The sequence below is a fragment of the Hanstruepera ponticola genome, from assembly GCF_012931685.1.
Classification (GTDB): domain Bacteria; phylum Bacteroidota; class Bacteroidia; order Flavobacteriales; family Flavobacteriaceae; genus Hanstruepera; species Hanstruepera ponticola.
Genome location: NZ_JABANC010000001.1, coordinates 509,120 through 526,467 on the forward strand (window position 1 = coordinate 509,120; position 17,348 = coordinate 526,467).

Below are 17,348 nucleotides of genomic sequence, written 5' to 3' on the forward strand. Positions count from 1 at the left end.
CCATTTAGTTTGTCACTGAAAAATTTGTTCAGCACGAAATCACTTTGGCTGATAGTTTAAATCATACTTTGTAGTATCTTTTTAGAAATTTTTTAAAATGAAACGGACTTTAGTCAAATTTAGAAATAGTAGGTTTCGCCAATTTTTAAAAAGGCATGAAAAGTATGCGCCCATTATATTTTTTATTGGAGGTTTTATTTTTGATTCCCTTACTTTAGGAAGAATTGATAGACTTTACGACTTAATTGTTCTTTCTTCTCATATGACTCTTTTAAGCATCATGCTTTATATCTATAATTTAGCTGATGATAATAAATGGGAGAACACCTTTCTAGAACGCTATCAAATTTACTTTCCTTTAGCCATTCAATTCTTTTTTGGTGGTCTGTCAAGTGCTTTTGTAATTTATTTTTCCAGAAGTGTATCACTTTCTAAAACGGCTATTTTCTTTATCCTGTTGGTCATACTATTACTAACAAATGAGTTACTAAAAAAACGAATTTCAAATAAATACTTACAATTCGGGATATATTCTTTCATAAGTTTTACTTTCTTCTCCTTTATGGTTCCCGTTTTTTACAAAGAGGTTAGTAAAGAGGTTTTTATAATCTCTGGATTAATAAGTTTAATCGTGACTGTGATTTTAATAACTATCATATATAAAAGCAGTCCTAGTACACGTGCAGAAATAAACCTAAAAAAAGTAATGAGTCTTGTTTTTGGTATTTACTTTACATTAAACTTGTTCTATTTTTTTAAACTTATTCCTCCAGTCCCTTTAGCACTAAATGAAGGCATCGTAGCACATAATATTAAAATTGAGAATGGTAATTATTACATTACTTATGAAGCTGATGATTGGTTTATATTTTGGCGTGACCACAAGTTAGAATACATTCATGATAATGGTTCGAAAGTTTATATATTTTCATCTTTATTTGCTCCTACAGATTTAAAGGAATCTGTTTTTCATAGATGGAAGTGGTTTGATCCTGAAACAAATTCTTGGAATAAGGTCGAGGATATTGGGTTTGAAATTTTTGGAGGAAGAGATGATGGTTTTAGAGGATATACCTTCAAACAGAATGTGAAAGAGGGTCTATGGAAAGTAGAAGTTATTACTGATGAAGAATTAGTTATTGGTGTTATTGATTTTGAAATAATTACTGATTCAAATCTAAAACCAAAACGTTTAAAAACTCGAAAATATTAACATGGTAATATCCTAACTAAAACGTTTAATTATGGAAAGTGCACAGAAATTAGCCAGCCGGTTCAGAGAAGTTATTTTAAATGGCACTTGGATAGCCAATACTAATTACCAAGACCAACTATCCAATATCACATGGCAACAAGCCATAACAAAAGTTAGCTCATTGAATACAATTGCGCTTTTGGCTTTTCACATAAACTATTATATAGCAGGTGTGATGAATGTATTTAAAGGCGGTAACCTTGAAATTCACGATAAATACAGTTTTGATATGCCAGAGATAACTTCAGAAAACGAATGGAATAAACTACTCAAAACCATGATGCAAAATGCCGAAGCCTTTGCAAAATATGTTGAAGAAATGAGCGAAGAACAATTAGATAATACCTTTGTTGATCCAAAATATGGTAGTTATCGTCGGAACATTGAAGCCTTAATCGAACATAGCTATTATCATTTAGGACAGGTATCGTTAATTAGAAAAATGATTGAGAGTAAAAATAAAGGAAATACTATTTCTGCCTAATCACTTCTTAAACAATTCAAATTCAAAAGTTACGGCAACTTCATTAGACAGTTTATTGCTAACAATTTTTGGGATTTCAATTTTAAAATCTGATGCGAGTACGTTAAAGCTTCCAGTAAGCTTCAAAACATTTTCAATTTCCGATAAAGTTACTTTAATGTCCTTTAAAGATTTAGAAACACCGTGAAACGTTAATGTTCCATCAATAGTAAACGTATTATTCAACTCTTTTGTTGAGAAATTATTAAAAGCCCCTTTAAATGTTGCTTTGGGATAGGTGTTTGACTCGGCATAATTTTCATTAAAATGCTCTTCCATTAAAGCGTTTTTAAACCGGAACCCTTTTACCATAATCAACGCAGCAAATTCACCGTTTTCGGTATTTAAAATAGCTGTTGTTGATGTATTTGTTGCTTTAACCTCCTCAAAAGATGGCACCGAGGCTTCAAAAGTTACACTCCCTGTTTTGGTCATATACTTACTTTGAGCCTGAACAAGCATTCCAAAGCACAATAAAATGATAGATGCAATTTTTTTCATAATAAATATTTTGTTATTCTTCTTGAAGACCTTCTGCTTCCCATAATATAACCGTATCGATTAAGTTTTGTGGTAACCTAGGTCCTCCAAAAGGCATTAGAAACCCTAAATTATCTGATGATATCCTAGCTATTAGATCTCTATTCTGAACGGCATCCCTAACATTTTCATAAGTTATTAATGACATAGGTGCTCCATTCACTGGTGGATTGGAATGACAATCAATACAATTGTTATCTATAATACTTTTTACATGACCTATGTAAGTTATTGTGTCATCAGGTATAGGTGTGTTTTCAATTAAATCATCTTCACTTACAGAAGTGCATCCATAAAAAACTAAAATTCCAAAAGTTATTATTACAAGTTTTGCTTTCATGATTTTCAATTAAAATACGCGACTTAAATTAAATCCAAAATAAATATCTCCTTCGCTCCAATCACCTGTTGACTGACCCAAAAATGTATTGGTATTCATAGGTTGTGCATTGGTAAAATGCATTTGAAACACATGACCTCCAGTTTCTAAATCTATTCCTATGGACAGCGGATTTCTAAATGGTGAATCAGAGGCTCTATTTAAGTGCCAACCATAATCGGCATTTAGAGACCAACGCTTACCTAACTTATACCGACCACCAAAACCTAGTGCGAACTGGGAATTATCTTGATCGTTAATCATCACATAGTTGTCATGAAAAAAAGTTGGTGCAAATTCCAGAGATAATTTTTCAGACATTTTTCTTGAAATCAACATTTGAACAGTATATCCCAACCGGTGTTTAAACTCCAGCTTGGGTAGATTATCCTCATCCAAAGCTGTGTTGATTAAAATGGAATTAAAGCCAACTAATGTAAACGGGAAACCATTATCCTCTTGCCTCAACAGGCGATATTTTAAGGACCCTTCATAAATTTTCTGATAGGAGCTCCTAGAAACTCCAATATTAAAACCATCAGAAATACCATATATAAAATTCAACCTAGTAACGGCATCATCCAATCCAAAAAACGTGTCAAATCCATTTTTTACACTTCCAAACCTGTGTGCTACAACTAATGTAAACTCCTTTTTTGCAACCAATTTTGTTGATTCAAAATTTACGATTTTAAGTCCTTTAAAAGCAGCGGAAGTATAGGAATGAGAAACAGAATCAGTATCTATTTCATCAAGTAGATCTTCTTGAGCAAATAAGCTCATTGGCAATAAAATTATTATGACCCATAATGTTTTCATAATGATATTGATATTGAATTTGACACGCATTATCTACTGAATAATTAATCTTTTGGTAATTATGTTTTTGTCAAGTTCAAATCTGATTAAGTACATCCCAGATTTAATACTTGAAACATCTACTTCAATCATACTTTCTCTGTTTTCTATGGTGTTAGTCAGCACAGTTTTTCCTGTTAAGTCAATTATATACAAGTTTCCGTTTGTATAGTTTTGAGGTAAAGCGATTTTTAAATTGGCGTGTACAGGATTTGGAGTTAGTCTAACTGATACCTCTTCAAATTCATCGATACTTAACCCTTCTTGAACAGTAATAACACCTGACATGTTATTTGCTCCATGAATCCCGCAGAAATAAGGATTTACCCCTTCAACAGTAAAAGTATATGAATAGGTCTGTCCTAAACCTGTTAAGATTGGGCTGCTAAATGTTTCTGTACTACCTGTATTACTCTCAACAGTATGAGGCACTTCGTCTGTCCATGTCCATCTTACAGTATCTCCAATATCAATAGTTAAATCGGCTTCAGGACTTTCAAATCCTCTTTCCCAGATTAAATCGTGCGTTGTTTGAGCATGTAATCCAATGGTCATTGAGATTGCAAGCATTAGTAATTTTGTTTTCATAATTTATGGTTTTAATTAATTAATAATATGGCATTGGTCTAGTTTAATTTCTTCCAATAAATCATCATAGCCCAAAAACCTTCCCTTTATTGTGATGTTATTTGATTCTTTTAATTTAGGATTTAGTCTTTCTTCAAATTGACAAAACACGACATTGTCTATTACAACACTGTGAACATCAACATGTGAGATATATCCGAATACCGTAATTGTTTTATCTAAATATTTGGATTCAGAATCATCTGAATTAATCTGAAACTCTTCAATAAGGTTTTGGGAAGACACCTTATAAATTGATTTTTCAGTCTGAATATCTCTGTGATCTTGATATAAATAATTATATCCAAAAACCCCTAAAAGAATAAGTATTGATATTATAATGCTCCATTTGCGCATACATAGTATGTTTTAAAAACTGCCCCAACTAATTTCCAAATTGGAGCAGTTGCTATTAATCAATAATTTGGGAGCAAATAAAGTAGGCTTTACTGTTTATTATTTGTTAGTTTCGTTCAAATGTAAGTGTGTCTATGCCACCATTTCCGCCACTGACATCTCTCAACCTAATTACATCTTGTGAGTGTGAGACAATATCCCAATCATCATTTAGGTCTTCAAACTTATTACTGTCAGAGACATTAAAAAACATATTGAAATCTATATCGTCATCACTACTACCACTACTATCTGTAATAGACCAAGTTCCATTTATAGTATTATTATCATTAGATGCTATAACAGTTCCATTGGACTGAAACGTAAAATTATAGCCGATAAAATCATTAGTTTCATCTTGACCAGAATCAATAAAACTAGTTACACGCCAAATACCAGACTCCGCTTGTTCAATGACTTGTTGTATTTCACCTCTGTTGTCATCGTGAGAGCCGTCATCGTCATCGTGATGTGAACATGTTGATGACAAAAGTGACAGACTGCACATCATAATAAATCCGTATAAAATTGTTGTTTTCATAATTCGTTGTTTTTTAATTGATTAATGTTTCTTTTTTTAATTACAACTACTTTCATAGCGCAACCTATCATCGTCACCTACACGTAAATCAACCTTTGTCTCACCTGTTACACTTTCTATTTCATGGAGCCTCCAATTGTTATTACAAAGCGGTAGCGTAGGAATATCAATGACTACCGTAATATCATTTCCTGTTCCGTTGGTTGACCAAGTTCCACTGTAATTATTGGTATTATAAACCGAAGTTACGCTACCATCACTGAAGAAATTAAAAGTGTAACCATTGTAAACATCATCATAGTCCGTACCGTTTCTCTCCAATTTATCAACAAACCAATTGGTGCAATTAATTAATATATCTTCTAATTGGTTTGGCGTGCAATTGTTACAATCATCATCATTATAATCATAATCATCATCTTCATCACAACTATCAGAAAAGTTATTAATGGTTGTTTCTAACTCGTTTAAATTATTGATTGTAATTTGAGTTCCATCAAATACTATAACGGTTATAGGGAATGAAACAACTACAATATCATTACTATCAATATTTTCAATAAAATTATACAGTGCGTTGTCATTTTGAATGGAAATGGTTTCAATCAATTCATTGTTTGTGTTGAAAATGGACATACCAATTGGGTATTGAAAATCCAAACATTCAATGTCATCATCTACTTCATTCTCACCATTACAATTAGCAGCATTTTGATTTAATTCCGAATAATTATTGATTATTACTTCTGAAAAATCAGGCAAAACTATGGTTATGGGATAATTAAATTGTAAGTAATCAGTATCGTCATCCAATGAGTCAAAAATTGATTCAACCTGATTTAAATCAGCTTCATCATTTATTTCAACTTGAATACCATTTGCGACTACAGTTACTGGTAATTGAACCGTAAAGCAATTGGCATAGTCCAAAATATTATCTATTGAACCATCGTTGGATGCTGTTCGCTTCATAAGGTCAGCAATGTTAGAAGCAGGTTCTAAAGTATCTTCAGGTGGAGACTCAATAAGTTCCATTTCTTCTTTTCTGCAGCTTACAAATAATACTGCTATTGATAAAAGTGCTATGAGGTAGGTTTTAATTGACATATTTAGTTGTTTCATTTGTACATATAACAACCTAGTTTTAAAAACTCCTGAAAAAAGTTTAAAAAATTATATACATTTAAAAAAATTATTGACTAAATGGCCAAGGAATTACATGAGGATATATGCAATGAAGTCATTTTTGAAAGGATTTACAACACGTATTCCAAAGACTTAAATAACTTCCTGTATTATAAATACGGTGCCGAATTAAATCCATCTGACAAAGCTCAAGATGCGTTTATTAAGCTTTGGGACAACTGTAAAAAGGTGACCTTTAGTAAGGCCAAGTCATTCTTATTTACTGTTGCTAACAACCTTATGCTTAATGATATTAAACATCAGAAAGTTGTTTTAAAATACCAAAAATTACAGACAAATGCATCTTCTAATGAGACACCGGAATTTATATTGGAACAAGAGCAATACCTTGAACGCTATAAAAAAGTACTAGAAAGTTTAAAAGAAGAACAGCGTGTGGCCTTTTTGTTAAATAAAGTTGAAGGTAAAAAACATAGCGAAATAGCAGAGATTTTAGGTGTTACTCAAAAAGTAGTAGAGTATAGAATTTATAGTGCTTTCAAGATATTAAAAGCAGAATTGGAAAATTTTTCAATAAAATAATCAGGAGAATAACAGCATTAGTTGTTATATAATAAATGTATTACATTTTATGGACAAAGAATACTTATTAAAAAAATGGTTAAATAATGATTTGACCCCAGAGGAACGTAAGGTCTTTCTGGAGCAGGATGATTATGAATCAAATAAAGCCATTATTGATAGCGCTTCAGCATTTAAAGCCTCTCAATTTAATACAACTGCTGATTTTGAGGACTTTAAAAAACAATATCATGAGTCTAAAGAAAAGGTAAAACCTTTAAACTGGAAATCGCCAGTATTAAAAATCGCCAGTATTATAGTTGTAGCCTTAACACTTTACACGGCTTTTTATTTTAATAATACTACCGAAGTAAAAACAGTAGCTAGTGAAAAAACCACTTTTGAATTACCGGATGCTTCGCAGGTAACACTCAATAGTGTATCTGAAATTTCATTTAGTAAACGCTCTTGGAACTCTAAAAGAGCCGTAAATTTAAATGGCGAAGCTTATTTTAAAGTTTCAAAAGGCAATACGTTTGATGTGATTACATCACGAGGAACTGTGACAGTAGTTGGAACCGAATTTAATGTAAAACAACGCCAGAATTTCTTTTATGTTGAGTGCTATGAAGGTATTGTCAGTGTCAAATCAGATACTATTACCCGAATGTTACGCGCTGGTGATTCCTTTAAAATTTATAATGGAGCCTTTTCAGAAAACCATTCTAATTTAATTGCACCTAAATGGATTAATAATTCGAGCTCCTTCCATGCTATTGCCCTTAAGGATGTGCTTTCAGAATTGGAGCGTCAGTATAACATAGAAGTAACACACAAAGGAGTTGATACAAACAGTCTATTTACAGGTGGTTTTACACATTCCAATTTAGAACAAGCTCTTATTTCTATCACACAACCTATGAATTTAAACTATGAATTGAATTCATCAAATCGTGTTGTTCTTTATGAAAATAAGCACTAAACTATTAGTTACATGTTTAATATTTTGGCTATTCAAGCCCTTTCAAGTCAAAGCCCAAGTTCAGGGAAATGATATTTTACTTCACGATGCTATAATTATCATTGAAAAAGAATATGATGTTCAGTTTAACTATGCCGAAGAAACTATAGCAGGCGTTTATGTAGCATCACCAAATTTAGAATTAGACATTGAATCCGTTTTAATCAACCTTCAGAACCAAACAGCTTTAACCTTTTCAAGATTAGATGACCATTTTATTCTAATTAAATCCAAAGTTCAAAACACCTTTTGTGGTTATGTAAAAAGTTTTTATGATGACATACCTATCCCATTGGCAACCATTCAAAATGGCTCCAATGGTGCTGTCGCTGATGCCGATGGTTATTTTGAATTAAACCTAATGGAGAATAACAAAACTATTGAAGTTCGTGCTCTAGGATACAGAACAGTTCAGTTAGATTTAAAACTCATGAATGCTAATGATTGTATGATTATTAGACTAAACGCTGAACTTCAAACACTCTCGGAAGTGTATATATCGAACTACATAACCAAGGGTATTAATAAATTAAATGATGGTTCATTTAATATTAATATTGAGGATTTTGAAATACTCCCAGGTTTAATTGATGCTGATGTTTTGAGATCAGTTCAAGCATTTCCAGGTATTATGAGTGTATCGGAAACTGTTTCAAATATTAACATAAGAGGTGGTTCTCACGATCAAAATTTAATACTCTGGGACAATATAAAAATGTATCAATCTGGTCATTTTTTCGGGCTTATATCTATGTATAATCCACAAATAACTCAAACTGTTTCATTATTTAAAAATGGAACTAGCACGCAATTTTCTGATGGTGTTTCTGGTACTATAGCCATGTATACTGAAAATAAGTTAAACAAAACATTCAAGGGTAACTTTGGTGTAAATTTGATAGATGCAAACGCCTTTGTGGATATTCCTTTAGGAAACAAATCTTCTTTACAATTGGCAGCCCGAAAATCAATAAGTGACTTCACAAAAACGCCTACTTACGAACAGTTCTTTAAACGCATCTCCCAAAACAACGAACTTCAAAGCGAAGTAACTTCTGACAAGCAATTTGATTTTTACGATGCCTCATTACGATGGATCTATCAAATAAGCCCAAAAGATGAATTAAAACTTAATTTTATCAATGTTTCTAACAATTTAGTTTTTAATGAAAATGCTTTGGTAAACAATATTGAAACATCACGTGAAAGTAATATTTCACAAAAAAGTATTGCAGCCGGTTTAAACTATAAACGCTTGTGGAGCTCGCAATTTAACACCACGCTTCAGGTGTATGAAACAGATTACAAATTGGAGGCTGTGAACTCAAACATAAATGAATCACAACGCTTTCTACAAAAAAATCAAGTTTCAGAAAGTAGTATCAAATTATTGGCCGAAAAGGTATTTAACCAAAATTTAAACGGCTTGTTTGGATATCATTTTGTTGAAACAAAAATCACCAATTTAGATGATGTTGATGTTCCAAGATATAAGTTTTTAATTTCAGAAGTTTTAAGAGAGCACAGCGTTTTTTCTGAATTTACATTTAGAACAAAAAACAAAAAAACCCATGTTGATTTAGGCTTACGCTACAATTATATTGATAAATTTCAAGAACACATTTTAGAACCAAGATTGAGTATAACGCATCAGTTGTCAAATAGAATTTCGGTTGAAGCTTTGGGAGAATTTAAACATCAAAACACTTCACAGGTTATAAATTTCCAAAATGACTTCTTAGGTGTTGAAAAAAGGCGCTGGCAATTAACCGATAATGACTCCATTCCCATAATAAAGAGCAAACAATTTTCTCTTGGTATAAACTATGAACATCAAGAATTCCTAATAAGTGCTGAAACCTATTACAAAAAAGTTGATGGCATCACATCACAGAGTCAGGGATTTCAAAATGATTTTGAATTCATTAAAACTTCTGGGAGCTATGATGTTTTGGGGTTGGATTTACTTATTAAAAAACAACTTAATGATTTCAATCTTTGGGTAAGTTATACTTATATGGACAATAATTATACTTTTAAAACACTTAACGATGGAGCATTCCCTAGCAATTTTGATATTTCTCACACATTAACATTTGGATCTGGATTTACTACTAATAAATTCAAACTGGCTGCAGGAATCAATTGGCATACTGGAAAACCTATTACAGAACCAATAGCTAATGAGACTATTATAAATGGTTCTATAAACTATGATTCAGTTAACAGTTCTAATTTAGAGGATTATTTTCGTGCAGATTTATCAGCTATTTATTATTTGAATTTAGGCCATAAACTAAAAGGTGAGATAGGTGCTTCTATCTGGAATGTATTTGGAAATGAGAATACTATTAACAGTTTTTATAGACTCAACAATTCTCAACTTATAAGAGTCAATGAACTCTCATTAGGCTTTGCTCCAAATGTTTCGGCAAGGATTATTTTTTAAGCGTAGTTTCCCTCAAGAGTAATTCAGTGTCAATACGCTTTATTTTGTTCGTAGGTGTTTTGCCATCAATTATATCAATGATCATTTCTACCGCACAAGAACCAATTTGAATGGGATGTTGAGCAATTGTAGAGAGTTTTGGATTGGTAAATGGTAACACATTATTGTCTGAAAACCCAATAATGGAAATATCATGCGGAACATGCTTATCAAGTTTTAAGGCTTTTTGAAGTGCAATAACACCAGATGTATTATCAATGGAGATAACACCATCAATTTCATTGTCATTAGAAAGCAGATTTTCAACTTGTTCTTCAATATTGTCTTCTTCACTAAATGATAAAATTAATGGCGCATTCTTGCTTTTAGAAAATTCTTTTAGGGCATTTTGATAACCTCTTATTCTCAATTTTCCTACACTTAACTCTGAAATATTGCTTAAAAGGACTATTCTTTTCCTGCCTTCTTCTATCAAAAGCTTGGTTGCATTAAAAGCTGAATCATAATCGTTGATTATAACTTTCATACAATTAACATCATTAAGAACACGATCAAACATGACCAAAGGGATTTTATTCTGTACCAAACTTTCAAAATGGTCAATACTGTTTTCATTTTGAGTTTCTTCAGCTACTGAAACAATAAATCCGTCAACACTTCCATTGGATAGAATGCCCAGACTTGTAGTTTCTTTTTCTAAAGATTCGTTTGAAAGACAAGTTATAATATTATAGCCTTTTTTTGAAGCTTCCTTTTCAATACTAAAAAGAACTTTAGCAAAAAAATGATTCAATATGTTTGGGATTATTACTCCGATGGTCTTGGTGCTACTTCGTTTTAGGTTTATTGCAACCCGATTAGGTTTATAGTTATATAATTTAGCTAATGATTTTACCCTTTCAATAGTATCATGTCCTATCTCATCACTACCGTTTAATGCTTTTGAGACGGTAGAAACAGAGACGTTTAATTCTTGAGCTAATTGCTTTAATGTAACCATAATTTCAAAAAAAGGGTGCGCTAAAAAACGCACCCAAATTACCTAACTATTTATAAAAATACGAATTACTGTTTAATTAGTTTTACACTTTTAGACCCTTCAGAGGTGTTTATTGTTGCAAAGTAAAGTCCTGCTGGTAAACTTGAACCATCTATGGAGGCTTCAAAAGCATTTGGATTCAAATTGATTGCTTGTCTACCTTGAATATCAAAAATCTGAATAGAATTAATGGTTTGGTCATTAGTTTTTACGTTCCATATATTTTGAGATGGATTAGGATATACATTAAAATCAGAATTCAAATTAACATCAGTTCTAGAAAGAGTTCCTCCACTAAAATATATATTACTAACATAGACTAGTTCAGAACCTAATGTACTGCCTGCTTCAGCTGGAAAGATTTGTATTAAAGCTAAATCACCAAAGTTTGATATATCAGCACCCGTAAATTCATCTGGTAATCCAGATCCTGCACCAGCTAAACCTATATCAAATGATTGCCATGTGCCTGGTTGTGTTTCATCTACAGTTATTCTAAACTCCATATTTAAGCCCGTATTTTGTGGTAACAATACAACTCTAAAGTTATCTCCAGCATCAAGATTTTCGCAATAAAAATCAATATGGAAAATCCCTGCCGCAGTTATATCCACAAATGGTTCATTACCAAAATAATTAACTTGTCCACCGTTTCCACCTTGGAATGAAAGAGCGTCATCAGCTCCACTACTATCCAAATCATAAAATGCCGTTGTTGATCCAAAAGCCTCAAAGAATGGTATCCCACGGTCTGAATAAGCCGGATTGTTTGTAAGGATTGAAACCACATTAGTTTCTGTTGGCACTGGTGCTGCTGGCGGCAAAGCGGCTGCTTCTGTAAAATTTACAGTGTACAATCTAGTGGTTGTTCCATCTGGTGCAGTAACATCTAAAGTAGCTGTTCCGGGCACACCACCGGCTTGAGTTACATCAACATTGGACGACCCGTTGCCTGCTTGTGTAGCTACACCTGCCACTGTTGGTGGTACTGTTGTGCCATTAGGCAATTCTACATCGTAAGTTGTATTTGATGGAGAGAAACCTGCTATTGTTGTACCATCTAAAGTTAAATCTGACAGACTTGCGTCAATACTTGGATCGAAAGATTGAAAAATATCGTCAAAATACCATATACCACCATTACCTGCTCCTACGGTAGTACAACCTCCACCTTCACAACTAATATCATAGTTTGGCTGAATCACAAACACAGCGTACTGCTCTGTGCCATTAGTTTGACTATCAAAATCTATAGTTACATCCGTCCAAACACCAGCATTAGGAATTACAGTATCTACATTAAAGGCTGGGGCTCCGTTGATACTGTTTTGTAGACGAAACCTCACTGTTTGACCAGCAATTGGTGCCCAAACCTTAAAAGTAAACTCGGTTCCAAGTGACAAATCAACTAATGCAAGACCAGGTGTTTCAAAACCAAAGCCTGAAAACCATTGTGCTGTATCCGGCTTATTTACTTCCAAAACTCTTGCGGAAGGGTTATTACCTGCGTCAGGATTTACCACGTTGCCAAATCCAACACCATCAAATGCAAACTGTGGTACTTGTGCCGGGTTTTCAAAATCATAATTTACTTGACCGAATGTTACGGCCGAACATATAAGGAAAATTAAAAAAGTAATTTTTTTCATAGTTTAATATTTTAAGGATTTATGAATTATTTAAAGATTTATGGTTAATTTTTTATTATTCTCAAATATAACCCACATTTATTGAGTAATCCGAATTTAACACCGCTACAAAAAACATACAGTTCAAAAAAAATAACCCAATATTTAAAATCAATCTACAATTAAGACATAATAGGGTTTTCAAGATGCTGATGATTACCCGAGGTATAGTAATATTTTCAATATGTATAGGTCATGTTGTGGTAACAATGTTAAATGTTGAGTTGCTTTTTTGTAAGGCTTTAACCTTTTTTAGCATTTAATGCGTAATCAACCCAAAAAAACTAAAACTTTAAATTTTCGTTTTTATCCCAAAGCCCCCAATAAGCGCCAACATCTCCTTCATCACCCGTTTTCCATGATTCATCAAATGATGAAAAGTAAAATATTGGAATGTCATTTTCTTTTGTCCAGTTGATGGCATCAATAAAATATTTCATGGCAGCCTCTTTTCCAGCAATTGCAGTTTTTAGATTCCCTCCTTCACTAGGCCAACCTGTTTCAGTTACAATAATAGGTTTGCCTTGAGCTGCATCTACAACCTGACCATACATGGCTTGCATATGACCAAGCGCATATTCAATAGGGCATCCTTCCCAATAGGGGTATAAATTGGCTAAAATGACATCAGTTTGTTCAACTAATTCTGGATGACGAGAAAACTCATAATAGGCATCTACATAACCTACAGGAATATCTAAACCAGATAATGCTTCTTTAACCTGTTTAATGTATTCTAGTAATTCCTCCAGAGACATGTCATTACGATAAAGCACCTCGTTACCAACAGCAGCAACATCCACATAACCTGCTTTAGCAAGAGCAATCAATCCCTCAATTTCTTTTTCATTATCATCTTTATCATCTCCCAGCCATGCACCAACTAATGTTTTCAAACCGTGTTTTTTAGCTGCAACAGGCACATGCTCATTGCCTTCTACACAAGAAAATGAACGAATGGCTTCAACATACGGTTTTAAAATTTGCACACGACGTTCAACTTGTTCAAAACTAATATCATCGCCAGGTTCTTGACCATCTTCATACATGCTAAAACATATACCATGAAATCCATCTTTAATAGTTTTGCGCCATAGTTTTGTTAACGTTTCAAGAGATAATTTTGAAGCATCAATACCAACTGTATTAATTTGGCTGTACCCTTTAAACTTATAATATGATTCTTTTCTGTAAGACATTTTTAATAATAATTTTTATAATTCACCTCGCCTATCAACAAGTTCAGCCTTAATCTCTTTTGCTCTTTTTTCATTTAAACTATAGTTCCACATAACCCACATAGCTAATGCAGCTGTAGTAGCTGGAACGATAATATCAGCTATTCGTAATGATGTCATTGTTTCAATAGTCTGATTTGTAATATTTTGATCGAACCCGACAATTTTCAGGATTACTCCGCTCAAAATAATTGCGATTGCTTGACCTAATTTAACCATCCACCAATAAATTGCTCCAAAAGTACCCTCTTTACGAGGCATTCCATTTTCTAACTCATCTAAATCACATACATCTGCAGTCATACTCATCATAAGCGTAAACAGTCCTCCCATTCCAAAAGCAAAAAATGGAATTGGTAAAAATATTAACCATGGAATACCATTACTCGCATCAATACTAAACCATGACATACCAACACTATCTAAAAATGGATTAATAGTCTCAAATATTGAAGCCACTCCATTTGTCATGGATTGACCAATAGACGTTTCATTAAATTTATTATTCAGTTCAATATCAAAACCCCACCATTTTAAAACATAACCAAATATTGATAAAGCTGTTGAAATTAAAAATGCCTTTCTCTTTCCCCATTTAGTCGCCATTCTAGAAATTATAGGAATTACCACAAATGCGGTTAAAATGGCGTTAAGTGTGTTAAACCATGCTGGCCATGTTCCTGCCATTTCCCAGCTTCCACTATTCATATAAAAAACAATTATAAATACTGAAAACGCCGCTACTAGCTGAAACCCATTGAATACTAAAAATGTGGCGCCACAGAGCTTCATAAATGGTTTGTTTTTAGATACCTGTTTAATACCTCTAAACAGTTCTTTCATATTTGAAGCTAGAGTCTTAAAATTGATGACTTGTCTGTTTTCCATATTTGCAGAATCTATTCCTCTACAGAAGAAGGCGGGTAAAATCCCAAAAACAATACAGACTGCACCAACAATCACAGCCATAGTTCTAACACCTTGAGCGGGATTATCAAAAGTATTTACATCTGGAATTATTACATATAACCATGGTACAATCATCCATGCAATCTGACCCATGCTATTTGCTAAACTCATAAGTCTAGTTCGTTCATTATAATCAGAAGTCATTTCATATCCCAAGCCAACCAATGGTGTCGCAAACATGGTGTTTCCAACTAAAAACAGAATCTGAAGAATCATTACATACCAAAAATTAAAGGTTTGTGATGCGTTTTCGTCAAGTTGCCACATTAAAATAAACAGAATTCCACTTATAATGGCTCCTGTAAAGATATAAGGTCTTCTTCTACCAAATCGAGATTTGGTATTATCTGAAATGAAGCCCATTATTGGGTCTGTTAAGGCGTCAAATATCCTAGGCAGTCCGCCTAAAAGTCCAGCCCAAACCGGATCCATGCCGAATGCAGTTAAAATAAACACCTGCAAGTAAACACCTAAAACACCTGGTAAAAGATTGAGCACAAAATGACCTGCACCAAATGCGGCTTTTTGACCCATTGGGACTTTATTTCTAGCTACTGTTTTAATACTTGACATAAACTGTATTATTTAGTTAGTGATTTATTTATAGGAACTACAATAGTTTGAATGGCTTGGGGATTAATATTTATTATAATTGATCTATCATCTACTTTCAATTCAAAACTCTTTCCATCATTACCTTCATTAAAAATGACGACTGCTATATTTCCGCTTGGATTTTTAGCGGCTGTAACCAATAATGATTCGTCGGTATTTGCAATTCCAATCACCTTAGCTTCTGGCCTGATATACTTGCTAAAATGTGCCATCACATAATAAAGTGGTGTAAAATAAACCTCATCTGCATCAGGATCAACAATAACAGGTGCTACACACCAGTTTTCAAACCAATTTGGACCTCCTTGTTTGTCTAAAACCATATTCCAATCTACCCATCCGTCAACCCAATTATTGAGACATCCAATAATATCTCTGGCATAACGATTTACAGGTGCATATTTTGGGTGCAAATATTTTTCATCTTCTGCTGCCCAATCCCAGCCCCAATCAGTGGCTTCCTTTTTCCAATACCACGCGTCATCCTGCCATTTTGGAACTTCAGAATCTACACATCCTTCCGTTTCAATTAAAAATTTGTTTGGTGCTTTTTGATGCGCATATTGAAGTGCTTCGGGGAATACTTCATAGGTGCTTTCATACCAATGTATTGCCGTACCATCAAAATATTTTGAAGATTCTTCAGTTGCGTACATCACATCTACCCATTCTTTTAGACCTGCTCGATTCTGATCATAACCAAGTATAACTTTATCACCATAACCATCCGCTTCTAATTTTGGACCTAAATGATACTGCACAAAATCAGTCATTTCCTGTGGTGTAAAATGCATACTCTCCCAATTATTTCCATTACCATGTGGTTCATTTTCAACAGTAAAACCCCAAATAGGTATCCCTTCAGCCTCATAGGAATCAATATATTTTGAAAAAAACAATGCCCATGTATCATAATATTTTGGCAATAACTTACCGCCTACCCAATGGTTATTGTCTTTCATCCAAGGCGCAGCAGTCCATGGCGAAGCAAATATTTTAAAGCCTTCTTCAGAAATGGTCATGGCATCTTTTATCATTGGAATTAAGTCGTCTTTGTCCTCCTCAATAGTAAAATGGTCAAGCTCCATATCGTCTTCAACTGGTGTATATGAATATTGATTAAGCGAAAAATCACAAGAATTCATATGGGTACGTGTTAAAGAATAGTTAGCCCCTTCTCTGCTGAAATAAGCTTTTAAAATCTTATCTCTATTCTCTTTACTTAATCGATTGAGTAAATAGGCTGAAGATTCTGTAAATGCGCCTCCAAAACCAGTAATAGTTTGAAATTCTTTTTCTGGTTTCAACACAATAGTTGCAGTCGTATCTAAAGGCTCAAATTGTGTGCGTTTTGTTAGTTTATTACCACTAGCAGATGTTTCAAAAACCTCAACTTCAAGCGATTTTTTATCTTGCTCTTTTTCTTCACACGCCATAATAAATCCCAAAAAAATAAAACAAACTACCAAACTTATTGCCTTCATATATTTTAATTATTAACTG

The 17,348-nt window shown here is 33.2% G+C and carries 17 protein-coding genes; 5 read left to right on the plus strand and 12 right to left on the minus strand.

Annotated features, from left to right (window positions below):
• Window positions 1–97: 97 nt before the first annotated feature.
• Window positions 98–1,213, plus strand: a complete 1,116-nt coding sequence (locus HGK31_RS02255; protein ID WP_191858300.1) for a DUF2914 domain-containing protein — start codon at window positions 98–100, stop codon at window positions 1,211–1,213.
• A gap of 31 nt (window positions 1,214–1,244) precedes the next feature.
• A complete protein-coding gene (locus HGK31_RS02260; RefSeq protein ID WP_191858301.1) occupies window positions 1,245–1,739 on the plus strand; it encodes a DinB family protein in 495 nt (164 codons plus the stop codon).
• Here the strand turns inward: HGK31_RS02260 and HGK31_RS02265 are convergent, their stop codons facing one another.
• From HGK31_RS02265 to HGK31_RS02295, 7 genes are all read right to left on the minus strand, one after another.
• Window positions 1,740–2,279, minus strand: a complete 540-nt coding sequence (locus HGK31_RS02265; protein ID WP_191858302.1) for a YceI family protein — start codon at window positions 2,277–2,279, stop codon at window positions 1,740–1,742.
• A 13-nt stretch (window positions 2,280–2,292) separates the two neighbouring features.
• Window positions 2,293–2,658: a hypothetical protein gene (locus HGK31_RS02270; protein ID WP_104734957.1), complete on the minus strand. Its 366-nt coding sequence runs from the start codon at window positions 2,656–2,658 to the stop codon at window positions 2,293–2,295.
• A 9-nt stretch (window positions 2,659–2,667) separates the two neighbouring features.
• Window positions 2,668–3,516: a DUF5777 family beta-barrel protein gene (locus tag HGK31_RS02275; protein ID WP_223115297.1), complete on the minus strand. Its 849-nt coding sequence runs from the start codon at window positions 3,514–3,516 to the stop codon at window positions 2,668–2,670.
• A gap of 33 nt (window positions 3,517–3,549) precedes the next feature.
• The gene (locus HGK31_RS02280) at window positions 3,550–4,143 is read right to left on the minus strand and encodes a T9SS type A sorting domain-containing protein (RefSeq protein ID WP_191858304.1); all 594 of its coding nucleotides are present in this window, start codon (window positions 4,141–4,143) and stop codon (window positions 3,550–3,552) included.
• Between the two features lie 15 nt (window positions 4,144–4,158).
• Window positions 4,159–4,539: an OB-fold protein gene (locus HGK31_RS02285; protein WP_191858305.1), complete on the minus strand. Its 381-nt coding sequence runs from the start codon at window positions 4,537–4,539 to the stop codon at window positions 4,159–4,161.
• A gap of 106 nt (window positions 4,540–4,645) precedes the next feature.
• Complete coding sequence (locus HGK31_RS02290; protein ID WP_230401592.1) at window positions 4,646–5,119, minus strand: hypothetical protein; 474 nt, start codon at window positions 5,117–5,119, stop codon at window positions 4,646–4,648.
• A gap of 36 nt (window positions 5,120–5,155) precedes the next feature.
• Window positions 5,156–6,226 (minus strand): hypothetical protein, encoded by a 1,071-nt coding sequence (locus tag HGK31_RS02295; protein ID WP_191858306.1) that lies wholly within the window; start codon window positions 6,224–6,226, stop codon window positions 5,156–5,158.
• 96 nt (window positions 6,227–6,322) lie between these two features.
• Here HGK31_RS02295 and HGK31_RS02300 point away from each other — a divergent pair, with 96 nt between their 5' ends.
• The 3 genes from HGK31_RS02300 to HGK31_RS02310 are packed head-to-tail and all read left to right on the plus strand — an operon-like array spanning window position 6,323 to window position 10,296.
• Complete coding sequence (locus HGK31_RS02300) at window positions 6,323–6,847, plus strand: RNA polymerase sigma factor (protein WP_191858307.1); 525 nt, start codon at window positions 6,323–6,325, stop codon at window positions 6,845–6,847.
• 49 nt (window positions 6,848–6,896) lie between these two features.
• Window positions 6,897–7,808, plus strand: coding sequence for a FecR family protein (locus HGK31_RS02305; RefSeq protein WP_191858308.1), 912 nt, complete (start codon window positions 6,897–6,899; stop codon window positions 7,806–7,808).
• Window positions 7,792–10,296 carry a TonB-dependent receptor gene (locus HGK31_RS02310; protein ID WP_191858309.1) on the plus strand — a complete coding sequence of 835 codons (2,505 nt, stop codon included), beginning with the start codon at window positions 7,792–7,794 and terminating at the stop codon, window positions 10,294–10,296. Before HGK31_RS02305 ends, HGK31_RS02310 begins: the two co-directional genes overlap by 17 nt.
• Here HGK31_RS02310 and HGK31_RS02315 read toward each other — a convergent pair.
• From HGK31_RS02315 to HGK31_RS02330, 5 genes are all read right to left on the minus strand, one after another.
• Window positions 10,286–11,296: a LacI family DNA-binding transcriptional regulator gene (locus HGK31_RS02315; protein WP_191858310.1), complete on the minus strand. Its 1,011-nt coding sequence runs from the start codon at window positions 11,294–11,296 to the stop codon at window positions 10,286–10,288. The genes HGK31_RS02310 and HGK31_RS02315 overlap by 11 nt on opposite strands.
• A 65-nt stretch (window positions 11,297–11,361) precedes the next feature.
• Entirely contained in the window at window positions 11,362–12,984 is a 1,623-nt protein-coding gene (locus HGK31_RS02320) for a T9SS type A sorting domain-containing protein (protein ID WP_191858311.1), read from the minus strand.
• Window positions 12,985–13,307: 323 nt separating this feature from the next.
• Entirely contained in the window at window positions 13,308–14,222 is a 915-nt protein-coding gene (locus HGK31_RS14650; protein WP_233450946.1) for a glycoside hydrolase family 17 protein, read from the minus strand.
• A gap of 15 nt (window positions 14,223–14,237) precedes the next feature.
• The gene (locus HGK31_RS14655) at window positions 14,238–15,803 is read right to left on the minus strand and encodes an MFS transporter (protein WP_233450947.1); all 1,566 of its coding nucleotides are present in this window, start codon (window positions 15,801–15,803) and stop codon (window positions 14,238–14,240) included.
• A gap of 8 nt (window positions 15,804–15,811) precedes the next feature.
• Window positions 15,812–17,329 (minus strand): glycoside hydrolase family 30 protein, encoded by a 1,518-nt coding sequence (locus HGK31_RS02330; protein ID WP_191858312.1) that lies wholly within the window; start codon window positions 17,327–17,329, stop codon window positions 15,812–15,814.
• Window positions 17,330–17,348 lie beyond the last annotated feature (19 nt).